General features: G+C 65.5%; 17 protein-coding genes and 1 pseudogene. 5 read left to right on the forward strand and 13 right to left on the reverse strand.

Annotation, left to right across the window (positions count from 1 at the left end; translation table 11 throughout):
• The first annotated feature begins 44 nt into the window (after window positions 1-44).
• The gene (locus B7P44_RS25510) at window positions 45-659 is read left to right on the forward strand and encodes a hypothetical protein (protein ID WP_084908717.1); all 615 of its coding nucleotides are present in this window, start codon (window positions 45-47) and stop codon (window positions 657-659) included.
• A gap of 44 nt (window positions 660-703) precedes the next feature.
• Here B7P44_RS25510 and B7P44_RS25515 read toward each other — a convergent pair whose 3' ends face one another.
• Window positions 704-1,141 (reverse strand): carboxypeptidase-like regulatory domain-containing protein, encoded by a 438-nt coding sequence (locus tag B7P44_RS25515; RefSeq protein WP_167389824.1) that lies wholly within the window; start codon window positions 1,139-1,141, stop codon window positions 704-706.
• A gap of 564 nt (window positions 1,142-1,705) precedes the next feature.
• Between B7P44_RS25515 and B7P44_RS25520 the strand changes: the two genes are divergently transcribed.
• A complete protein-coding gene (locus B7P44_RS25520) occupies window positions 1,706-2,431 on the forward strand; it encodes a glutathione S-transferase (RefSeq protein WP_084908719.1) in 726 nt (241 codons plus the stop codon).
• 17 nt (window positions 2,432-2,448) lie between these two features.
• Here the strand turns inward: B7P44_RS25520 and B7P44_RS25525 are convergent, their stop codons facing one another.
• A complete protein-coding gene (locus B7P44_RS25525) occupies window positions 2,449-3,213 on the reverse strand; it encodes a 2-keto-4-pentenoate hydratase (protein ID WP_084908720.1) in 765 nt (254 codons plus the stop codon).
• A 214-nt stretch (window positions 3,214-3,427) separates the two neighbouring features.
• Between B7P44_RS25525 and B7P44_RS25530 the strand changes: the two genes are divergently transcribed.
• On the forward strand, window positions 3,428-4,201 hold the full coding sequence (locus B7P44_RS25530) for an isocitrate lyase/PEP mutase family protein (protein ID WP_084908721.1): 774 nt from the start codon (window positions 3,428-3,430) through the stop codon (window positions 4,199-4,201).
• Window positions 4,188-5,243: a bifunctional transcriptional activator/DNA repair enzyme AdaA gene (locus B7P44_RS25535; protein ID WP_084908722.1), complete on the forward strand. Its 1,056-nt coding sequence runs from the start codon at window positions 4,188-4,190 to the stop codon at window positions 5,241-5,243. The genes B7P44_RS25530 and B7P44_RS25535 overlap by 14 nt, the downstream gene beginning before the upstream one ends.
• Before the next feature lie 62 nt (window positions 5,244-5,305).
• Here the strand turns inward: B7P44_RS25535 and B7P44_RS25540 are convergent, their stop codons facing one another.
• Genes B7P44_RS25540 through B7P44_RS25550 form a run of 3 tightly spaced genes read right to left on the reverse strand, consistent with a single transcriptional unit; the run spans window position 5,306 to window position 9,398 of the window.
• Window positions 5,306-7,294, reverse strand: a complete 1,989-nt coding sequence (locus tag B7P44_RS25540) for a DUF4034 domain-containing protein (protein ID WP_231716699.1) — start codon at window positions 7,292-7,294, stop codon at window positions 5,306-5,308.
• A 14-nt stretch (window positions 7,295-7,308) separates the two neighbouring features.
• The gene (locus B7P44_RS25545; protein ID WP_084908724.1) at window positions 7,309-8,091 is read right to left on the reverse strand and encodes a DUF1266 domain-containing protein; all 783 of its coding nucleotides are present in this window, start codon (window positions 8,089-8,091) and stop codon (window positions 7,309-7,311) included.
• The gene (locus B7P44_RS25550) at window positions 8,085-9,398 is read right to left on the reverse strand and encodes a hypothetical protein (protein WP_231716700.1); all 1,314 of its coding nucleotides are present in this window, start codon (window positions 9,396-9,398) and stop codon (window positions 8,085-8,087) included. The genes B7P44_RS25545 and B7P44_RS25550 overlap by 7 nt, the downstream gene beginning before the upstream one ends.
• Window positions 9,399-10,052: 654 nt before the next feature.
• Here B7P44_RS25550 and B7P44_RS25555 point away from each other — a divergent pair.
• Window positions 10,053-12,176, forward strand: a complete 2,124-nt coding sequence (locus B7P44_RS25555; RefSeq protein ID WP_157721102.1) for a S53 family peptidase — start codon at window positions 10,053-10,055, stop codon at window positions 12,174-12,176.
• Window positions 12,177-12,233: 57 nt separating this feature from the next.
• On the opposite strand, the gene B7P44_RS25560 is transcribed toward B7P44_RS25555, so the two are convergent.
• The 8 genes and pseudogenes from B7P44_RS25560 to B7P44_RS25590 all read right to left on the reverse strand — a co-directional run bounded on the left by B7P44_RS25560 (window position 12,234) and on the right by B7P44_RS25590 (window position 19,409).
• Window positions 12,234-13,391 carry an alkene reductase gene (locus B7P44_RS25560; protein ID WP_205128713.1) on the reverse strand — a complete coding sequence of 386 codons (1,158 nt, stop codon included), beginning with the start codon at window positions 13,389-13,391 and terminating at the stop codon, window positions 12,234-12,236.
• A gap of 18 nt (window positions 13,392-13,409) precedes the next feature.
• Window positions 13,410-14,132: a hypothetical protein gene (locus B7P44_RS25565; RefSeq protein WP_193834311.1), complete on the reverse strand. Its 723-nt coding sequence runs from the start codon at window positions 14,130-14,132 to the stop codon at window positions 13,410-13,412.
• Between the two features lie 38 nt (window positions 14,133-14,170).
• A complete protein-coding gene (locus B7P44_RS25570) occupies window positions 14,171-14,575 on the reverse strand; it encodes a nuclear transport factor 2 family protein (RefSeq protein WP_084908727.1) in 405 nt (134 codons plus the stop codon).
• Between the two features lie 189 nt (window positions 14,576-14,764).
• Entirely contained in the window at window positions 14,765-15,562 is a 798-nt protein-coding gene (locus B7P44_RS25575; RefSeq protein WP_084908728.1) for an alpha/beta hydrolase, read from the reverse strand.
• Window positions 15,563-15,704: 142 nt separating this feature from the next.
• Window positions 15,705-16,709 (reverse strand): LysR family transcriptional regulator, encoded by a 1,005-nt coding sequence (locus B7P44_RS25580; protein ID WP_084908729.1) that lies wholly within the window; start codon window positions 16,707-16,709, stop codon window positions 15,705-15,707.
• Between the two features lie 165 nt (window positions 16,710-16,874).
• Window positions 16,875-17,117, reverse strand: coding sequence for a hypothetical protein (locus tag B7P44_RS36700; protein WP_133117907.1), 243 nt, complete (start codon window positions 17,115-17,117; stop codon window positions 16,875-16,877).
• A gap of 15 nt (window positions 17,118-17,132) precedes the next feature.
• Window positions 17,133-18,075: pseudogene (locus tag B7P44_RS25585) on the reverse strand (ISNCY family transposase); the annotation flags it as partial.
• 320 nt (window positions 18,076-18,395) lie between these two features.
• Window positions 18,396-19,409, reverse strand: a complete 1,014-nt coding sequence (locus tag B7P44_RS25590; RefSeq protein WP_084908730.1) for an IS110 family RNA-guided transposase — start codon at window positions 19,407-19,409, stop codon at window positions 18,396-18,398.
• Window positions 19,410-19,662 lie beyond the last annotated feature (253 nt).

The following is a 19,662-nucleotide window of genomic DNA, read 5'->3' on the forward strand; positions in this document are numbered from 1 at the left end:
TGATACACTTCGGCGGGCCGCCATTCCGATCACCGACAAGAACCATGACGACTGCCGCTCGAAGCCAGCCGCGCAAACCGTATTCCCCCTTCGACCGCGCCGTGTTCGGCGTCGCGGCGTTCGCGATCGGCGGGCCGCTCGTCGCCGCGCTCGTCGCGCCGACGATTGCGTTGATCATCTGGTCCGCGCTCGGCCTGCCTTTCTGGGACACCCTGAAGATTTGCGCCGGCATGGCGCTGCTGGTGCTGTTCGGCTCGTTCCTGTTCGGCTATTTCCTGCCGATTGCCGTGACCGGCGGCATCATGGGCGCGCTCGGCCCGCGCATGCGCCGCCGCTGGTTCGTACTGCTCGGCATGCTCGTCGGCACGGCGACGATGATCGGCCACGTCTTTGTACGCGCTTACCTGACGCACTGGTTCGACGACGAGATCAGCGGCCTCGACGTGATCGCGATCGCCGACGCGTTCATCACGTCGGGCGTGCTGTCGGGATGGCTGCACCGGCGGCTCGCACGGCTGTCGAAAGCCGGCAAGGCGGCTCCGCCGGATGGGGACGACGATCGCGAACGCCGTGTCGATCCCGATGCGTCGCCTGCGCCGGACCAAGCCGCGGCTGACGCCCAGCCTGGACCGGCAGCGGCAGGCCGCGCGTCGCCATAGTCACTGCGACGCAATTGCCGTGCCGCGTGGCATCGCGGCGCCCGTCACATCTTCCAGACGAACACTTCGTGAACGTGCGACGACGCCTGCACCTGCACGCTGCGCCGCTGGGTCTGACCGTTGTAGGTCGCGGTCACCGAATAGCGGCCGGCAGGCAGCGCGGCCAGCAGGAACGGCCCCTCGGTCACGGTCGACAGGACCTGATGGCCGTGCGCGTCGGTGACATTCACGGGGATGTCCGCCAGATAGTCGTTGTTGCCGCTGACGGTTCGTCCGGCGAACTCGAGCACCAGCGAATAGTCGCGCATCTGCTGCTTGAGCGCGGCCGACTGATCGCTGCCGATGCCGCCCGATACATAGGCGACCGGGCCCTCGTGATTGGGCGGCGGCAGCGAGGCTACATCGGCGGCCAGCGCATGCTGGCCACCCAGGCCGATCGCCACGGCGGCAACCCCCAGCTTCAAGGTGGATAAGCGTTTCATCGTGACCTCCCTCCGTTGGCGCCATGCGAAACCGCACATGACAACGGCGCGACGGCGCGCGCTGCGCCGGATGGCATCACGGCATGCGCCAGGGGCGGGACCGGCTGTGGATTGGCGTTCGGGAAAGCGCGCCGGGTCGGCGGCGAGAGGAACGCCGTCGGCTCGCCGTTTTCAGGGTCGGGTCTGGTGTGAATGCCCGACCTTCGACGCTTGCGCCGTGACGTTTGCCGTACCGTCAAGCAGACCGTGGCGGTGGACGCGGGGCAGCGGGCGCGGGGAAAGGGGCGGTGAGACTGCGCCGCGCCAGCCGCAGCGGGGGCGAGTCGGTCACATCGAACTGCAACGCGTGGTCACGCGTTGCGTGCCATGCTTCGCTCCTGTCGCATGGCGTGGCCGTCAGCCCACGCACGACGCGCCCGGCCGGAATGGCCGCTTCACGGTACGGCACTTTCAGCCTAGGTCGAAAGGATTAAGACAGGCTTAAGCGCGCACCTTTTAACCGGCAACGTATTAAGCTGACGAACGACGCAATTGCGGCTTTCAACGAACCGAGCGGAGGGCAACATGCGCTACGCGCTTTATTACTGGCCCGGCATCCAGGGTCGCGGCGAATTCGTGCGGCTCGCGCTTGAAGCGGCCGAAGCCGACTACGTGGACGTCGGGCGCCGATCCGGGCGCGGCATGGGCATGCCGGCCATGATGCGCGTGCTGGAGAGCGCTTCCGACGCATGCCTGCCGTTCGCGCCGCCGTTCCTGAAGGCCGGCGACCAGATCATCGGGCAGACCGCCAACATCCTGCTGTTCCTCGGCGGCCGGCACGGCCTCGCGCCTCAGGACGAAGCAGGGCGGCTGTGGGTCCACCAGCTCCAGCTGACGGTGACCGACTTCGTCGCCGAGATTCACGACACCCATCACCCGATCGCCGCCAGCCTCTATTACGAGGATCAGATGGCGGAAGCCGCGCTGCGGACGCAGGATTTCCTCAAGCATCGCGTGCCGAAATTCCTCGGCTACTTCGGCAAGGTGCTCGCGCATAACCCGCACAAGAGCGGCTATATGGCGGGCGGCGAACTCAGCTACGTGGATCTGTCGATGTTCCAGCTGATCGAAGGGCTGCGCTACGCGTTTCCGAACGCGATGGCCCGCATCGCACCGAAGCATCGCGGGTTGATCGACCTGCACGACCGGGTTGCGCAGCATCCGCCGGTCGCGCGTTACCTGGCGTCCGACCGGCGGATTCCGTTCAACGAAGAGGGGATCTTCCGGCATTACCCGGAACTGGACGCGTAGCGCGCCGGACCATGAGCTCAGGCGACCAGTTCCACCGCGAGATTCCCGAACTCGCCGAATCGTACGGTCAGCATCCGGCCGAGCGGGGTTTCGATCGCACCGGCATACGAACCCGTCGTCACGATCTGGCCGGCCCGCACGGATTCGCCGCGCGCGGCGAGGAAATTGACGAGCCACAGCAGCGGCCTGAGCGGATGTCCGTCCGGGTGCCGGCCGTCGATCGACCGGTTCACGCCGCCGTGCAACTCGAGCGCAATCGCGTCGAGCGTCGCGTGCAGGCCGCCAGGCACGACCGGCCCGACACACAGGCCCTGGTTGAATTGCCCATCCGCGAGCAGTTCCGGCACGGTCGCCCGCGACGGCTCCGCGTAGCGGCAGCCGAGCACTTCGAGCGCGAGACGAACCTCGCGGATCGCGCCGCGCACGTCGGCTTCGTCGTAGGGCTGCTCGCGCGGCGGCAGATCGCGGTCGATCACGAACGCGATCTCCGGTTCGATCCGGACGGTCGGCGCATCGGCAACGACGTGGAAAGGGCCGCCCGACGCGTGGATCGTCGATGCGAAGATCGGCGCGACGACGACGCGCCCCGGCGGCGGCAGCGCGCATTTCCATCCGCCGACCGCCTCGCCGGACAGTTCGACGACGCGGCGCTGGATCGCGAGGGCCGTTTCGATGTCGTCGGGCCGGTATGCGTCCGGCAGGAGCGGACCGGCGACGCCGGCGTGACGGGCCGCAAGCAGATGCCGGGCGGCGCCTTCTACGCGTTCGGGAGTGTTTGTCATGTCGTTTCCGGGAGTCAGCGGTGCCTCGCGGCGCGAGGCGGGCCGGGGAGGCGAAGGAATCGATGATAGCGGGTTTGGGTGGGCATGTTGACCCGTCGATGCCATGCTTGAATGTCCCGCCGACATCCCGGCGAAAAATACTTGTCCGGTTTTCGGTTGTGACGCAATGAGCCGGACGCACATACTGACGCCACGTTCAATCAAGGAGCTATCCATGCACTTTGCCCGACTGCACCATCAAGCCGAACCGCTGCTGCTCGCCAACGTCTGGGATGTCGCAAGCGCCCGCGCAGCGAAAGCTGCGGGCTATGCCGCCATCGGCACGTCCAGCGCGGCCATCGCCGATATGCTGGGCTATGCCGACGGCGAGGGTCTGAGTTTTGCCGAGCTGCAAGCCCTGGTCGCGCGTTTGCGCGCGGCAACCGACCTGCCGCTGACCGTCGACGTGGAAGCTGGCTATGGCGAGACGGCCGAGACGGTAGTCGCCAACCTGCGCGAGCTGGCTGCCATGGGGGTGGTCGGTGTCAATCTGGAGGACAGCGTGGTGCGCAACGGCCAGCGCACATTGGTGGACGCTGAAGCCTTCGCCCGGCGTCTGCGCGACATCCACGCCGGCTTGAAGGCAGCCGGCGTGGAATTGTTCGTCAATGTGCGCACCGATACCTTCCTGCTGGGCGTGGCGAATGCTCGTGAGGAGACCCTCGCCCGCGGCCGGCGTTATGCCGCCTGCGGCGCCGACGGCCTGTTCGTGCCCTGTGTGACCGACGACGCGGATATCGCCGCCATCGTGGCGGGCGTGTCCTTGCCGTTGAACGTGATGTGCATGCCGAATCTGCCGTCGTTCGAGCGCCTCGCCGCGCTGGGCGTCAAGCGCATCAGCATGGGCAATTTCCTGCACGGGCGCGTGAAGCAGACCCTGCAGCAACTCTTCACCGCCGTGCGCGACGAACAATCCTTCCGGGTGCTATTCGACCATGCTGGTCACTGATGTCCGACAAATCGACGCCTACTACCGCGCGCTGGTCGAGCGCGCGGCGGACCATGTCGGCATCTTCTACGTCGCGGTGAAGACCACCGGCGTGTTCTGCATCGCCACCTGCCGGGCGCGCAAGCCCAAGCGCGAGAACGTGGTGTTCTACACCGGCTTCAAGGAAGCGCTCGATGCCGGCTACCGGCCGTGCAAGGTGTGCAAGCCGACCGAGAACGCGAATGCCGCGCCGCCCGACGTGGCCGAGGCTATCGCGTGGGTGCGCCAGCATCCCAAGGAGCGCCTGAGCGATGGGCGCCTCAGGGAACGCGGTGTCAGCCCGGAGCGCATCCGGCGCTGGTTCCAGCAGCACTACGGGATGAGCTTTCAGGCGTTTCAGCGCGCGCTGCGCATCAATACGGCGCTGGAAGAGCTGAAGACCGGTCGCCGCGCAACCGATGCCGCGCTCGACAGCGGCTACGATTCGCTCAGCGGCTTCGGCTATACCTGCAAGAAGCTGACCGGCGGCGCGCCGACGGCGGCCGCCCAGGTCATCCTCATTCACCGCTTTACCACGCCGTTGGGGCCGATGTTCGTCTGTGCGACTGAGCGCGGCGTCTGCCTGCTGGAATTCGTGGACCGCCGGATGCTGGAGACCGAGTTCGAGGATCTGCAAAGGCGCTTGCAAGCGCGCATCCTCGCCGGGGAAAACTCGCACACCCGCCAGGCCGAGCGTGAAATCGGCGAGTATTTCGCCGGCAAGCGCCAGCGATTCGAACTGGCGCTCGATACGCCCGGCAGCGGGTTCCAGCAGTCGGTGTGGCAAGCGCTCCAGGCCATTCCCTATGGCAGCACCGCGAGCTATTCCGAGCAGGCCGAGCGACTCGGCAAGCCGCAGACGGTGCGGGCAGTGGCCGGCGCCAACGGCGCCAACCGCGTGGCGATCGTCGTGCCCTGTCACCGGGTGGTCGGAAAGAACGGCGCGCTGACCGGCTACGGCGGCGGCCTGGCTCGCAAGCAATGGTTGCTGGAGCATGAGCGGCGGCATGCCTCCGGTGGCTAGGCCAGTGTGCGGGAACATGGCCGCGCCGGCCCGCGCAACCGCGCGGCCGGCATCCGCCGCGATCAGACCATCGCGTTGTCGCTGCCGGGGATCTCGTGCGCCTTGATCTGCTTGCGGTGCAGTTTGTACAGCAGTTTGCCCAGCATGCCGTCCTCGTGATACAGGCGCGTGATGTTGCGCACGTATTCGTCGTCCGGCGCGATCGCCTGGGCGCCCATGATCCAGCGCACGCTCTCGCGGTAGTTGTAGAACGTCTTGTCGCGGCCGTCGCACAGGATCACCGACAGCGCGGCCATCGCCGCCGGATGGCCGCCGTCCGCATAGCGGCGCAGCTCGTCCATGTAACGGTGGCGCGACGGGATGTCCTCGAGGACGCCGATGTAAATCAGCATGTCCTTCAGGCCGTCGGTGTGCCCCATCTCGTCCGCCTTGCGCGCGGCCTCGATGGCCTCGATCCTCAGGTGCTTGCGCTCGTCGGGGTCCTTGCTCGCATTTGCTAGGCGATAGCAGGCATCCGCGAGCATGTACGCCCCCATGTTGCCGCCGCTTTCCATCGTCAGGCGATAGTAGTGGGCGGCCCTGTACAGGTCGGGCTGCACATGGATGCCGTCTTCGTGGAAGAGCGCGAGCAGGTATTCACAGGAATCGCCGCCGGCGGCCAGCCCGAGCTCGGCGATCGCGAACGCTTCGGCGCAGCGTCGACGCTCGAAGCGCAACGCGGACGCCACCTGGTTCCAGGCCAGCGACCCGGGCTCGTGCGCGCGCGCCGCGTCCAGCCAGGCCTCGCCGCGCGCCTCGTCCAGCGCAAAGCCGAACGTGCCGTGGCGGTGGCCGTAGCCGCGCAGGATCAGGGCCGCCGTACATTGGCGCGCGTCGGACGCGCGCTCGATGGCCCGGGTCAGCCAGTTGCCATTCGGATCCTGTCCCAGCGTCAGGTTCACGGCCATCGCCATCGCGCGGTTGTTGTCGATCGGATGGTGCCACTCGGCTTCCAGCAGGCACGCGTAAGCCGGCTCATATTCGCTGCGCATGAAGTGGCTGACCGCAAGCCAGTGCAGGGCTTCCCAGCGGTGATACGGATGCAGCGCGGCGTCCGCCCGGGCGCGCGTCTCGGCCATCCAGTGGCGCACGTCGTCGGGATCGTCGTCCTCGTCCGCGGTGTCGTTCAGGTACTCGTCGCGCCAGATTTCGTGGCGCAGCCGGTCTTGTTCGACGTCGCTCAGGTGCGCGCAGGCGTCGGAACCGATGAACGCGAGGATCTGCTCGTGCGTGCCGCCCCAGCGCGGCAGCATGTACCAGATGAACTTGCGCAGCACGAAGAACAGTTGCGGATGGAGACGCAGCGTGGCGTCCATCCAGTACCACTTGTCGCTGCGCATCTTCCTGCCCTGGACCGGGCCGGGCAGTGCGTCGGGAAACTCGGCCGGGCAGGCGACCGGCTCGTCCGGATTCAGGCCCGAGCGCGCCAGCACGCCCAGCAACGCGTCGCGTGCGGCCACGTCGGCCAGCGGCAGGTCATCGCGTAGCTCGGTGACGGGCCACTGCCGCTGCTTCACCAGCCGGGTGAGCCAGCCGGGCTCGCCGAACGACGCCACGCTCTGGAAGATCAGCGCGGGCGCGCTCCACATCGTCGGAGACAGCAGCAACGCCCGCAGCGCGGCCAACGCGGTGCGCGTCGCGCACGCATGGGCACAGGCCCAGCTCGCCTCGGTGACCGACTCCGCCCAGCCGGAGCCCCGGTATTCGTAGGCCCAGTGGTGCCAGTAATGCGCTTCGCACAGCCACGCGTGGGCCGAGCGCGGATTGGCGGCCTGCCAGGCGCGCAGGCGGGCAAGCCCTTCCGCGCCGGCCGCGGTGCAGTCGCGCAGGTCGCCGGGCAGGGCGTCGGCGTAGCGTGCCTCCTCCTCGCGACTGGTCAGGCTGGCGGCCAGCGCCGCATCCAGCTTCGCGTCGAGCGCGGCATAGTCGCCTGCGCGCAGCAACGCATCGATGTCGAACAGGAACCATTTCGACGGTGCTGGCGGGATCAGGTCGTGAGAGACGGAGGACATGTCGGTGTCGGCGTTCATGATGAAACGGGTTGGGGATCGAAGATGCGATAGCGCTTCCAGGGCAGCGTGACCCAGTTGCCGCTCGGGTTGCGCAGGTGCTCGCGCACTTCCTGCGTGGCGCGCGAGGAGGCCGGGCCGTCCTGGCTGCTGCCGCGCAGCCATTCCTGGCGGGCGCGGGCGTAGGCGAGGCCGAAGTCTTCCCAGCTGTCGAAGCTGTCCTGCGCGCGCTGGGCGTTGAGCAGCAGCACCAGCCACGCCTGCGGCTCGGGCGCCCAGCCCAGCAGCGCGAGACAGCGCACGAGAAAGGCCGTGCGGGCGCAATCGAAGGCGAGCGCGTCGCGCACGCGCCCGTCGGCGGCCAGTTGCTCGTAGAACCCGTCATGCGAGCGGCCTACGCCACCGACCCATCCGGCCAGCACGTTCTGCACGCGCTGGGCGATCTGCGGCTCGGGCAGGTCCGCCGGCAAATCCAGTTCGCGCACCAGCTGGCGGGCAAGCTGCTCGCGCTGCGCGTCCGGCAGTGGGTAGACGAGGGTGTCGCAATCGCAGCGCATGCCATTGCGGATCAGCAGGATGTCGGCCAGCGCGAGCGCCCAGCGGCGGCGGTTCGGCGGCGCCTGCTCGGCCTGGCTGCGGGCGAAGCGCATCGCGGCGCTGTCCCGCGCCGGCACGGCCTGGTCCGGCGCGGCGGCCTGCTCAGCGTCGACCTCGCGCACCAGGCGGGCCGCGATCCGGTATGTGCGCAGCACGTACCACAGCAGCACCAGCCCGACGATCCAGGCGAGCAGCTTCAGCATGGTTCGTCTCCGAGCGTGGCCGGCTCGAGCGCGAGCGGGCCGCAGAGCGCCGGATCGATCGGGATGCCTTCGATCGCGAACGCAACGGGCGGCGCAGCGGGGGGCTGCGCAACGGGCAATACGTTGCCCGACAGCGACTGCCGCGCGGCGGCCGCCACCGCGGGATCGACTTGCCGCAGACGGCCCAGCGCGTGGGGTGCGTTGCGCAACAGCAGCCATTGCAGCACGGCAGGCGGCTGCTCGAAGTGCTCGATCAGATGGAAGTTGGCGCTCATCACGCTCAACAGGTAGTCCGGGGAGCGCACGTCGGTGACGAACGTCCATGCGCCGACGGCGGCGCCCGGCGCTTCCGGCTCGAACACCAGGCCCATGCCTTCGCAGTCCGGGTGGCGTTCGCCCTTGGGCGCGAGCGCGCGCAGGAACTGCCGGACGTCGTCGGTGTAGCGGCGCACCGGATGGCGGTTCTGCTTGCCCTTGATCTGGTCGATGCGCAGGCCGTCGGAACGCATCGACAGGCTGATGGTCACGTGCGGCTGATTGCCCGCGCCGCGCAGCGTGAACAGGCGCAGCCGTCCGTCCTGGACAGCCTCCGCATACTGCTCGCCATAGCCGCCGCGCAATTGCCGCCGGTCCGAAAACTGGCCGAGGCAATGCTGCATGTGATACGACTCGTAGGCCATCTCCTCGCGCAGCGCCGCGTGGCTGCCGACGAATTCGAAGATCATCCCGTTCGCGGTGCGCAGCACTTCGCGCAGCGCGAGGCCGCTGCTGGGCACCCAGCCTTTGTCGCGTCGCGCCTGCATCCGCTGGTGTTCGCGCTCCCACATCGCGAGGGCCATCGCGCACGTGATGCGCTGCAGTTTCTGCGCGAGCCGCGTGCCCGCGCGCGAGCGCAGGAACTCGACCAGCACGCGCTCGCGATCGATCAGCAGCAGGTGTTCGGGATCGATGAAGTAGAGCGGTTTCGGAACGGCCGGCGCCTGCGATGCCGCGGCGTCGGCCCCCGGTGCATCGGCCCCCGGTGCATCGCCGGACGCCGGGCGCGGCATGAATCGTCGCACCAGCCATTCGGGGGCAGGCTGGCCCGTGCCGGCCGCCGCGCGGTAGTCGGCCAGCGAATGCAGCGGCTGCGCCTGCTCGAAGCCGCCGATGACCCAGCGGAAGAAATGGTTGGCCAGCCACGCCGAGATGTCGGCGGGGTCCCCGCGTTCAGCGCTGCGACGCGCGATTGCCGCCTTGATGTCCGGCGCGTTGACGACATCGCGCGGCTGATACGACGCGGACGAGACCCGGGAATCGGTCACCATGCGGGACCTCCGGTCATCGGGAAAAGCTCCGTCGCGCGCCGGAGTCGGGCTTTAAAAAATCATTCTGCATATTGGTTGAATAGCCCTGAATTGCAGCGCCGTTCTCTCGGGGCGGCGCGTCATGCTCCAGTTGCAGGCGAAACGATTCGTGAAACTCGGACGGCTGATTTTCGGCGGCCGGCCGGGAGTCGAGTCACGACGCTTTTACCTCAAGTGGATTTAAATCGGAACCTTTGCCCGGCGCGGATTCGATTCGCAAGAGCGGGGTAACGACCGGCATTCTAATTTAAACGGCGGCCCGACGACTGAAAACCGCCTTGACAATTTTTATCAAAACCGGCGTCGACGCCATTCCGAACTTCTGCAAGCCGACGCGTTTTGCTCCCGGCGCCGATGGTTTGTTTCGAAGCTGAAACAACTTCCGCGTTTTTTCTCGGTCTTGCGCGCCAGGGGAGCGTCAAACCGCAATCAAATCATTCGGTTACCCGGGCATGGCATGAACGATGCATGCTCGCGCAGACGGAGCTGGAACGCGACGTGACGCAACCCGTTCCTTTGCGCTGCGCGCGACTCCCTGCCTCTTTCGGGAGCCGTGTGGCCGGGGCATCCAACGACGAAGACACACGAGGGGAAGTCGGCTTCCCGGAGAAGATCATGCTCAAGAAACTGAAATCGGACATCCTGATACCGCTTCTCGGCATTCTGCTCGTCATCGTTCCCGGCTTGCCCGAGGCAAGGACGGTTTCGCCTTCGCGACTCGTCACCCAGATCATCGACGAGCGCCAGACGGTGGAATTGCCCGGCAATACCCGTCTGGAGGCAACCGCCGGCAACGATCGCGGCCGGGTTGACGACAACCTGGTTCTGGAGCACATGCAGTTGCTGCTCAACCGCCCGGCGGAAGCCGAGGCCGCACTCGATCGCTTCATCGACCAGCTTTACGATCCGAATTCCCCCAATTCCCATCACTGGCTCACCCCGGAACAGTTCGGGGCCGAGTTCGGTCCCGCCAAGGAGGATGTGTTCGCGGTCACGGATTGGCTGCGCCGGCATGGCTTTACCGTCAACAACGTGCAAAAGAACGCGATGGTGATTGATTTCTCGGGAACGGCCGAGCAGGTTCGCAGCACGTTTCAGACCGAGATCCATAAGCTCGATATCAACGGCATGGCCCACATCGCGAACATGAGCAATCCGCGCGTTCCACAGGCGCTCGCCGGTATCGTGCGCGGCGTCGTGTCCCTGCATGACTTCCGCCCGCACGCGAACTTCAAGCCGAGGCGGGCCTATACGTTCACATCGTTGTTCGCGTCGTACAACGCAGTCGTCCCGGCCGATCTCGCGACCATCTACAATCTGCAGCCGCTGTTCGCGGCCGGCATAACCGGCAAGGGGCAGACGATCGGCGTCATCGAAAATACCAACATGTACAGCGTTGCGGACTGGACCGCATTCCGTTCGACCTTCGGCTTGTCCAGCTATGCAACCGGCTCGCTGTCGCAGGTTCACCCCGGCAACTGCGCCGACCCCGGTGTCGTCGCCGGCAACGAGATGGAAGCCGAGCTCGATGCCGAATGGGCTAGTGCGGCCGCTCCGGGCGCAGCCATCGTGGTTGCGTCGTGCCAGGACACCAGCACCACGTTCGGCGGGCTGATCGCACTGCAGAACCTGCTCAACAGCGGGAACGCGCCGGCTATCGTCAGCATCAGCTACAGCGAATGCGAGGCGCAGAATGGCGCGGCCGCCAACGCTGCCTACAACGCCGCGTATCAGCAGGCGGCCAGCCAGGGCGTTTCCGTGTTCGTGGCGGCCGGCGACGAGGGCGCAGCCGGCTGCGATCCGAATGTGACGAGCGCGACGCACGGCATCGGCGTCAACGGCCTTGCGTCGACACCCTACAACGTGGCTGTCGGCGGCACCGACTTCGGCGACACCTACGCAGGGACGAATTCGACCTATTGGAGTTCGACCAACAGCTCGACTTACGGCTCGGCGCTGTCGTACGTCAACGAAATTCCATGGAACGACTCCTGCGGGAGCACGCTGCTCGCCGCAGCGAACGGCTACACGACGACATACGGACGCGGGGGCTTTTGCAACAGCCTGTACGGCGTGTTGTTTTATCAGACCACGGCAAGCGGCAGCGGAGGACCCAGCGGCTGCGCGACGGGTGTCCCGCGTCAGCAGGGCATCGTCGGCGGCACGTGCAAGGGCTACGCCAAGCCATCCTGGCAGATGTCGCTGGTCGGCAATCCGGCCGACCTGGTGCGCGATCTTCCCGATGTTTCGCTATTCGCTGCCGACGGCGCCTGGGGACACTACTACGTGTTCTGCGACTCCGACGCCGCTGATGGCGGCGCAGCCTGCACCGGCGAGCCGAGCGGCTGGGCGGGGGCGGGCGGGACCTCGTTTGCGTCGCCGATCTGGGCTGGATTTCAGGCGCTCGTCAACGAGAAGAAGAACGCCAGTCAAGGGAACCCGAATCCGGTTTTCTACCGGCTCGCCAAAACGGAATATGGGGCTGGCGGCAGCATCGGCAGCTGCAATTCGAGCAACGGCAGGAATGTCGGCGGCAGCTGCATTTTCTATAACGTCACGCAGGGCGACATGGACGTGAACTGTACGGGGTCGATCAACTGCTATCGCGCGGGCGGCGTCAGCGGCGTGCTCTCGACGACGAGCAACAGCTACCGGAAAGCCTTTGGCGCAGGCGTCGGCTGGAACTTCGCAACCGGCATCGGCACGGTCAATGTGACGAACCTGGTGAATAGCTGGTGAGCTGCGGATCGTTCGACTGCTGCGGAGCCTCAATTCGACGAATGGCGCGTCGCCCCGTCACGCCGGTAGCGTCCGAAGGGCCGGGTAATCGGTATAGCCGTCGGCCGTCGGGCCATAGACGGTCGGCCAGACGACTTCGGCGAGCGGCGCATCGATGGCGAAGCGCTGCGGCAGATCCGGATTGGCGATGAACGGGCGTCCGAAGGCCACCATGTCGACCAGCCCCGCCTCGATGAGTCGATTGCCGCGCGCACGATCGATATCGACGTTGGCGATCATGTTTCCGCAGTAGAGGCTGCGGAAATGGCGGAACATCCCGTCGCCGGCCAGTGCGGCCAGCGGCGTTGCCGACAGGTCCGTCATGGCGCCCATCAGCAGCAGATGGGAAAGATCGAATTCGTTGAGTCGGGCGATCACGTATTCGGATGTCGCAAGGGTCTCGTCCGTCGAAACGAATGCCCCGGTTTCGGACGTCGCCGGTCCGGTCTTGATGCCTGTCCGGTGTGCGCCGGCGGCCTCGGTCACGGCCTCGACGACCTCGAACAGGAAGCGCGCGCGGTTTTCGACCGAGCCGCCATATTCGTCCGTGCGCAGGTTGGTACGAACGTTGAGGAATTGGTTGAACAGGTAGTGGTAACCGCCCTGGATCTGTACACCGTCGAAGCCGGCCGCGATCGCGTTGCGTGCTGCCCGGCCGAAATCGGCCACCGTCCGACGGATTTCGGCCTTGTCCATCGGACGCGGCACGACGGTGTCCTTGCGGCCGGACGCCGTCACGCTCTGCTGTTCCGGGTTCACCGCGGAAGCGGACGGCGGCGCGTCGCCGCCCAGGAAATCCGGATGCCCGAGCGAACCGGTATGCCAGAGCTGCGCGACGATGCGGCCGCCTGCGCGATGCACGGCCTCCGTCACCACGCGCCAGCCGCGCACCTGGGCGTCGCTCCACAGGCCGGGAACGTCCACCCATCCGAAGCCCTCGGGGCTCACGAAAATGCCTTCACTGATGATCAGCCCGGCGGACGCGCGCTGCGCATAGTAGTCGGCGTGCAGATCGGTCGGCGCATGCTCGTGATTCGCCGCCCGCATGCGCGTGAGCGGCGCCATGACGATGCGGTTGGGCAAATCGAGAATCCCCATGCGAATCGGTTCGAGCAACGGCTGGCTGTTCTGGTTTTTCATGAAAAGCTCCTGCGAAATAGGAAGGATGTCCCGCACGTGCCGGTACGGCCGGCGCTATTCGGTGTGGAAATCGATGCTGCGGAAGTCGATGGACACCAGCAGCGGTTCGTCGATCTTTTGCGTTGCCTCGTCGTAAGCAAAGACTCGACGCGACATCGGCACCATGACGCCGCATACGTTGCGGTAGCTGGACGCATAGTTGGCGCCGCGTGCTCCACCCATCACATCGACCGTGTAGTCGTGGCGGCGCAGCAGCCCGTCTGCGCCGAAATAGGAAATCTGCTCGCGACTGTGGCTGGCGATCGCATCCGGGAACGTGACTTTCAGGCGCCGCCAGGTTTCGCCGTTCTCGTGCCAGTCAGGTAGTTCTTCCGTATGGAAACCCGGGCGGGTGTAGAGAAACGGAATGGTCAGGTAGGTCCAGAGCGCGTAGCCGGTGAAGTACAGCGCATGCAGGCGATCCCAGCGGGTTTGCTGGGTATGGCCTCGATACGCCGTTCTCGGCGTGCTCCGCTCGTCGGCAGCCCGGCCGTTCACCGAGCCGATACCGACCACGTCCGGCGTGAACGTACCCCGCCAGCCGCCAGCCTTCGACGTGATCGCGACGTACTGGCGCCGCAGGTCGGCCGCCAGTTCGATACTCTGGAACATGTCGGGCTGGCCTTTCAGATGCCAGACGGCGCCCCCGATATCGAGTTCCGCCGAAACCGCGCGGAGCCTTTCCCAGTTGTCGATCCCGCCATGGGCCTCGACGGCCTGTTCGAGCAGGGTGCTCATTGCGTTCTCCCTGTCTGGAGCGACATGGCGCGCGAGCATCAGCGCTCGTCGCCGAACTTGTCGCCGAACATCGGATGGCCGCCGGCGGATTCGCTGCGCGCCGCTTCGTTCTGCAGCACGTCCCAGTGTTCGACCAACTTTCCGTTCTCGATTCGCAGGATATCCAGCGCGATCAGCGCGGTGGGGGTGGCAGAGTTGCTGTAGCGGCTGTGCACCCACACGAAGTCGCCGTTGGCGGCCACCATGTCGTACTCGAAACGCAGGTCGGGCATCGAATCGACGAGGCCGAACAGGCCGTCTCGTCCGGCCGGAACGTGCTGGCTGTGCTGGATGTACGTGTCGGACCAGAACTGCGCGGCCTTCTCGTAATCCTTTTTGTTGAACAACGTGTCGAGCGCCTCGAGAACGAGCGCGATGTTGTTTTCCTCAAATGCCTTTGACATGATTTGTACTCCGATGATTTAAGGTGTCGTTCCGTTCATTCCGGTTTGCTTTCGCCCGGACTTGATGGTCCGAAACGACGCGGCAGGGTGACTGGAAAAACGTCTTCAGTACGTCTTCTTGAATTGCCCGACGAACACCAGTGCCGACGGCGACGATCCTGCGCATGCGTCGACGCGTGTTCACGACGGTCAACTGCCCGTGAGGTGGCGCTGCAGGAAACCGCCGACCGCGATCAGCGTGGGCGCATGCGTCGCGATGCCGGCGCGCGTCGTGCCGGCGTAGCGCGCGCATTCCGTGGGCACGCCCGCGGCGATCAGCGACGCGGCGTACTGTTCGGCTTCGATATGCAACGGGTCGTGCTCGACCGTCGCGATAAACGTGGCCGGCAGATGGGCGAGGCGGCACGATTCGAGCGGCGCGGCATAGGGGTGAACGCGCTGCGACAGCGTGGGCAGATAGGCGCGATAGCTGGCCGTCAACGTGTCGATCGCAGGTGTCGCATGCATCGCGTATCGGCCGATGCGCGTCATGCTCGGGTCGAGCAGCGGCGCGAGCAGCACCTGCGCTCGGATGCCTGCGTCGCCGCGGTCGCGTGCGATGGCGGCGAGACCCGTGGCGATATTCCCGCCGGCGTCGTGGCCCGCAACGGCCATCTGCCGCTGGTCCGCATGCATCCCTTCGGCTTCCGATCGCACCCACTGCAGTGCACGATGCGCGTCTTCCACCGCATTCGGAAAAGGAAAGGCCGGTGCGAGCGAGTAGCCCACGGAAAGCACCCACGCACGCACCTGTAACGCGAGCGCCTCGCAGACGGCATTCGTCTCGTCGAGCGTGCCGGCGGTAAACCGTCCGCCGTGGAAGTAGAGGATGATCGAGAGCGGGTGCTTCCGTGCCGACGGCCGGAAGCTGCGCACGTCGATCGGCTGGCTATAGCCGTTGATGCGCGCTTCTTCGACCAGCAAACCTGAAAGGGAAACGGTAGACATACCAGTCAACGCGGCAGCGTTCTCGATTGCTTGAACAATGCACGTATTCTGGTTGTTACCGTCGCACCGATAAATCTCGCGCTTGCCGCAACAGTGTTCTCTCTGCGAGAACAATGCGGCGGCCTGTGCCGGCGGGGCTTGCCTACGCTAACGGCTCGTCTTCATCGCCGTCCAGGTCGAGTTCGTCACCGTCCTGGGCGTCGATGCTGGCCGGGCCGCACCGCGCATCCGTCTCCGGCGTACTGGACAACCGCGGGTCGTTGCGGCAGAGCTCGGCGATCCAGTCGACGAACGCGCGCACGGTGGCGGACAGGTGGCGATTGTGCGGATAGACCGCCGAGATCGGCAGCGGCGGCGGTTTCCATTGCGACAGGATCTCGACCAGGGCGCCCGATTCGAGGTGCGGCAGCGCCAGGAAACGGGCGCCCTGGACGATGCCGAGGCCCTTCAGCGCGCCGCTCAGATAGGCTTCCGCATCGTTCACGGCGATGGAGCCGCGCATCTTCACCTCGACCGCGTTGCCGTCGACGTCGAACGTGAGGGGCATGATCCGACCCGTGCGCCCCCAGTAGTAGTTCACCGTCCGGTGATCGGCGAGTTCTTCCAGCGTCTGCGGCGTGCCGCATTGCTCGAGATAGCCCGGGCTCGCGACGGTGACGCCCTGATAGATGCCGACCCGTCTCGCCACGAGCGACGAATCCTGCAAGGTGCCGATGCGCACCACGCAGTCGATGCCTTCCTGGACCAGATCGAGCGGCTTGTCTCCCAGACCGAGCATCAGGTCGATGTCGGGATAGCGCGCGTGAAAGTCGCTCAGCGCGGGCATGACGATGACGCGCCCGAGCGCGCCGGGCATGTCCACGCGCAACCTGCCGTGCGGCGATCGCTCCTTGCCGAGGAACGAATTCTCGATGTCGTCGAGATCCGCGAGGACGCGCGCGCATCGTTCGTAGTAGGCAGCGCCGTCCGCCGTAAGGTTCAGGCTGCGCGTGGTGCGCTGCAGCAGACGGGCTTTCAGGTGAGCTTCGAGGCCCTGGACGATCACGGTCACGCGTCCTCGTGTCAGGTCCATCGTATCGGCCGCGCGCGTAAAGCTTTTCGTTTCCACGACGCGGGCGAATACTCTCATGGCCAGCACGATATCCATGACCCGGACCTCTTCGGAGCGACGCGTTGAAAGCACACGCGGCCCCCCCGGTGCGCTCGATACGCAAGGGAGGCCACAACCCGGACGATCATGCCCAGCGCGCAGTCTAAACCGCGGCGGTCAATGCCGCCACACGCCGCGGCGGCTATGTGATTACCCGGCGGTTCATGTTGTCGAGTTGTCGGTACGTGCCTGCGCATGTCGAAGGACTTCGCCGGCGTCGAGGGGAGCGCCGTGCCTCATGTAAAAACACCGGGTGCCGGCCCGGACCAGGCGCTCCAGCTCCGCGGCGACGGTCAGCGGATCGTCTTCGAATGGCGGACGTTTCGCGCGACCCGTCAACGCAATGCCGCCGAGCAGAATGCCCGAAGCGACGAGATCGCCGACGGACGCATCGCTGGACGACAACTACGCCGAGACACGGCTCTCATCGGCCCGCAGCGGCCGGTGTGCGTCGAAGCCGCTCTTCGGCGGCTTCGCGAAACACGCGTTGTAGGCCGCGATGAAGGAGGGTGCATACGCATTGGCGTCCGCCACCCGTGCTGATACCGCGCAGCCGCAACTCCTTCACCAACCGGTCCTGCAGCGTCAGATGGGCGCGCTCGACGCGCCCCTTGGCCGGGCTGCTGTTTGCGCAAAACGTGTCGATGTTCAGCTCGTACATCGCCCTGCCGAAGTGCGTCACGCTGCGGCCGGTCTCATGCACCTTGACACTGCGAAACACGCTGTACTTGTCGCTGTACAACGCTACCGGCTTGCCGTACCGCTCCAGATACGCGCGCGTCGCCTCGAAATAGCTGAACGTCGATTCCGTCGCCGTAAAGTGCAGCATCATCAACCGGCTCGTGGCGTCGTCGACGTACACCAGCAGCGTGCATTGCGGCGCCCGCTCCTCGAACCACCGATGCTCGCTGCCGTCGATCTGGATCAGCTCGCCCAGGCACGCACGCCGCGCCCGCGGCTGGTAGACCTTCGGCGGCCGCTGCCGACGCGGAATCCACAAGCCCGCGTCATACATCCAGCGTCGGACCGTTTCCTTGCCAAGTCGGATGCCGTGACATTCCCAGAGCTTCTCGCAGGCTAGCGTCGGCCCGAAATCAGCGTAGCGCTCCCGAATCAGCGCAATCGCACGCGCGCGCAGATCGACGGACAGTTCCCGATTGCTCGGCCGCCCGCGCTTGGCTGAAACCAGTCCGGCTGGACCCGCGGCCTCATAGCGCCGGCACAACCGGCTGATCTGCCGTTCACTGAGCTCCAGTCGCTCAGCCGCCTGAAAACACCGCAGGCGGCCTTCAACAACCGCCTCGATGACCTTGACCCGCTCGAGTTCGCGCATGCTTGCCGTGATCAACTCACGTCCGTTCATGGTTCGCCCCTGGTCGATGCCTCACGAAAGCGTGCACTTCAACCAAGGCAGGAATCGGACATTTCTTATATGGTCGCCTCCCATTTGCAAGGCGATTTTGGTCGAGGCGAGAAGGGTGGTTGCGGACTTATATCCGGACTCGATCGCAGGACATGCCTGCCGGCCCCGATGGATTTCGCCGCAAGGTTCCTAATCTAACTAGCGGACTCGAAGTCCGAGAAATGTCTCAGGCTTATCCTTGCGCGGTCCAACCTGTCCTGCCATCGCTCAATATCACCAGTGCAACCGTGGAATGAGTTTGACGCTCGTTGAACGGGGCTTCAGCTCGGCAGCGATGTCGCGGGCTGGTAGGTTCGACCGTAAGCGAGTAATGCCCAGATCGTTCGAGCCATCTTGTTGGCCAACGCAACCGCCACCACGTTGGTGGGACGCCGTGCCTGCAGATCGCGCATGTGCGCCGGCAGATGCTTCGAACTCGAGATCACGGCTCGGGCGCCGTGAATCAGCAGCGTGCGCAGATAGACGTCACCGCGTTTGCTGATGCCGCCAAGCCGGACCTTGCCGCCCGAACTGTTCTGTCTCGGCACGAGACCAAGGTAAGCCGCAAACTCCCGTCCAGACCGGAAGGTTTTCGCTTGACCGATAACCGACACGGCTGCAGTTGCCGTCAATGGGCCCACGCCCGGGATTTCCGAGATCCGCCGGCATGCTTCGTCACCGTGTCGCCATTCGATGATGCGCTGCTCGATACGTTGAACCTGGTCGTCGAGCAGATGAAGCCGAGACAGTTGATCCCGGAGGCTATCGATCAGCATCGCGGGCAATTGATCGGTCAGCGTTGCGATCGCCGCTTGGGCGGCTTGGATCGATGGGCGTCGACCTTGTGGCAAGACGACGCCGAATTCATAGAGCAGTCCGCGCAGTTGGTTGACCTGCATGACGCGAATCCGGACCAGTTGCTGGCGCATTCGGTGCAGCGCCAACATCGCCTGTTGATCCGCCGATTTGACCGCCACGAAGCGCATACCCGGTCGCTGGGACGCTTCCCAGATCGCGGCCGCGTCCGCGACGTCGTTCTTGTTCGACTTGACGAACGGACGCACGAACTGCGCCGCAATGAGTCGGACTTCGTGCCCAAGCGCCGTCAGTTGCCGGGCCCAGTGATGCGCGCTGCCGCAGGCTTCCATGACGATTCGGGCCGCTGGCCGGTTGGCGAAGAACGGCAGCATCTGGACGCGCTTGAGCACCTTGCTATGAATCGCGCCGTCCGTATCGACAAAGTGGATCTGGAAAACGCGCTTGGCCAGGTCGATGGCAATCGTCGTGGGCTCCATTGAAACTCTCCTTAACGGAAGAACGGACAAGGCACTGTCGCACATCCGTACCCGAACCCAGACGCATCGTTAGGTGCCGGAACGGCCGATGTGGCGGGAGGCGACCATTCCATCTAACGAGCCCAAATCGGACATTACTAAAAAGCCGTGACATCCGATTTAGTGATAATTCACGTTATGTCAACTTTAAATCATGGTCGGCAAACAACCAACAGCGTCCCCATTGGGTTTGCACGATTCTGTTCCCGCTTCT

It is taken from the genome of Burkholderia ubonensis subsp. mesacidophila, assembly GCF_002097715.1.
Classification (GTDB): Bacteria; Pseudomonadota; Gammaproteobacteria; order Burkholderiales; family Burkholderiaceae; genus Burkholderia; species Burkholderia mesacidophila.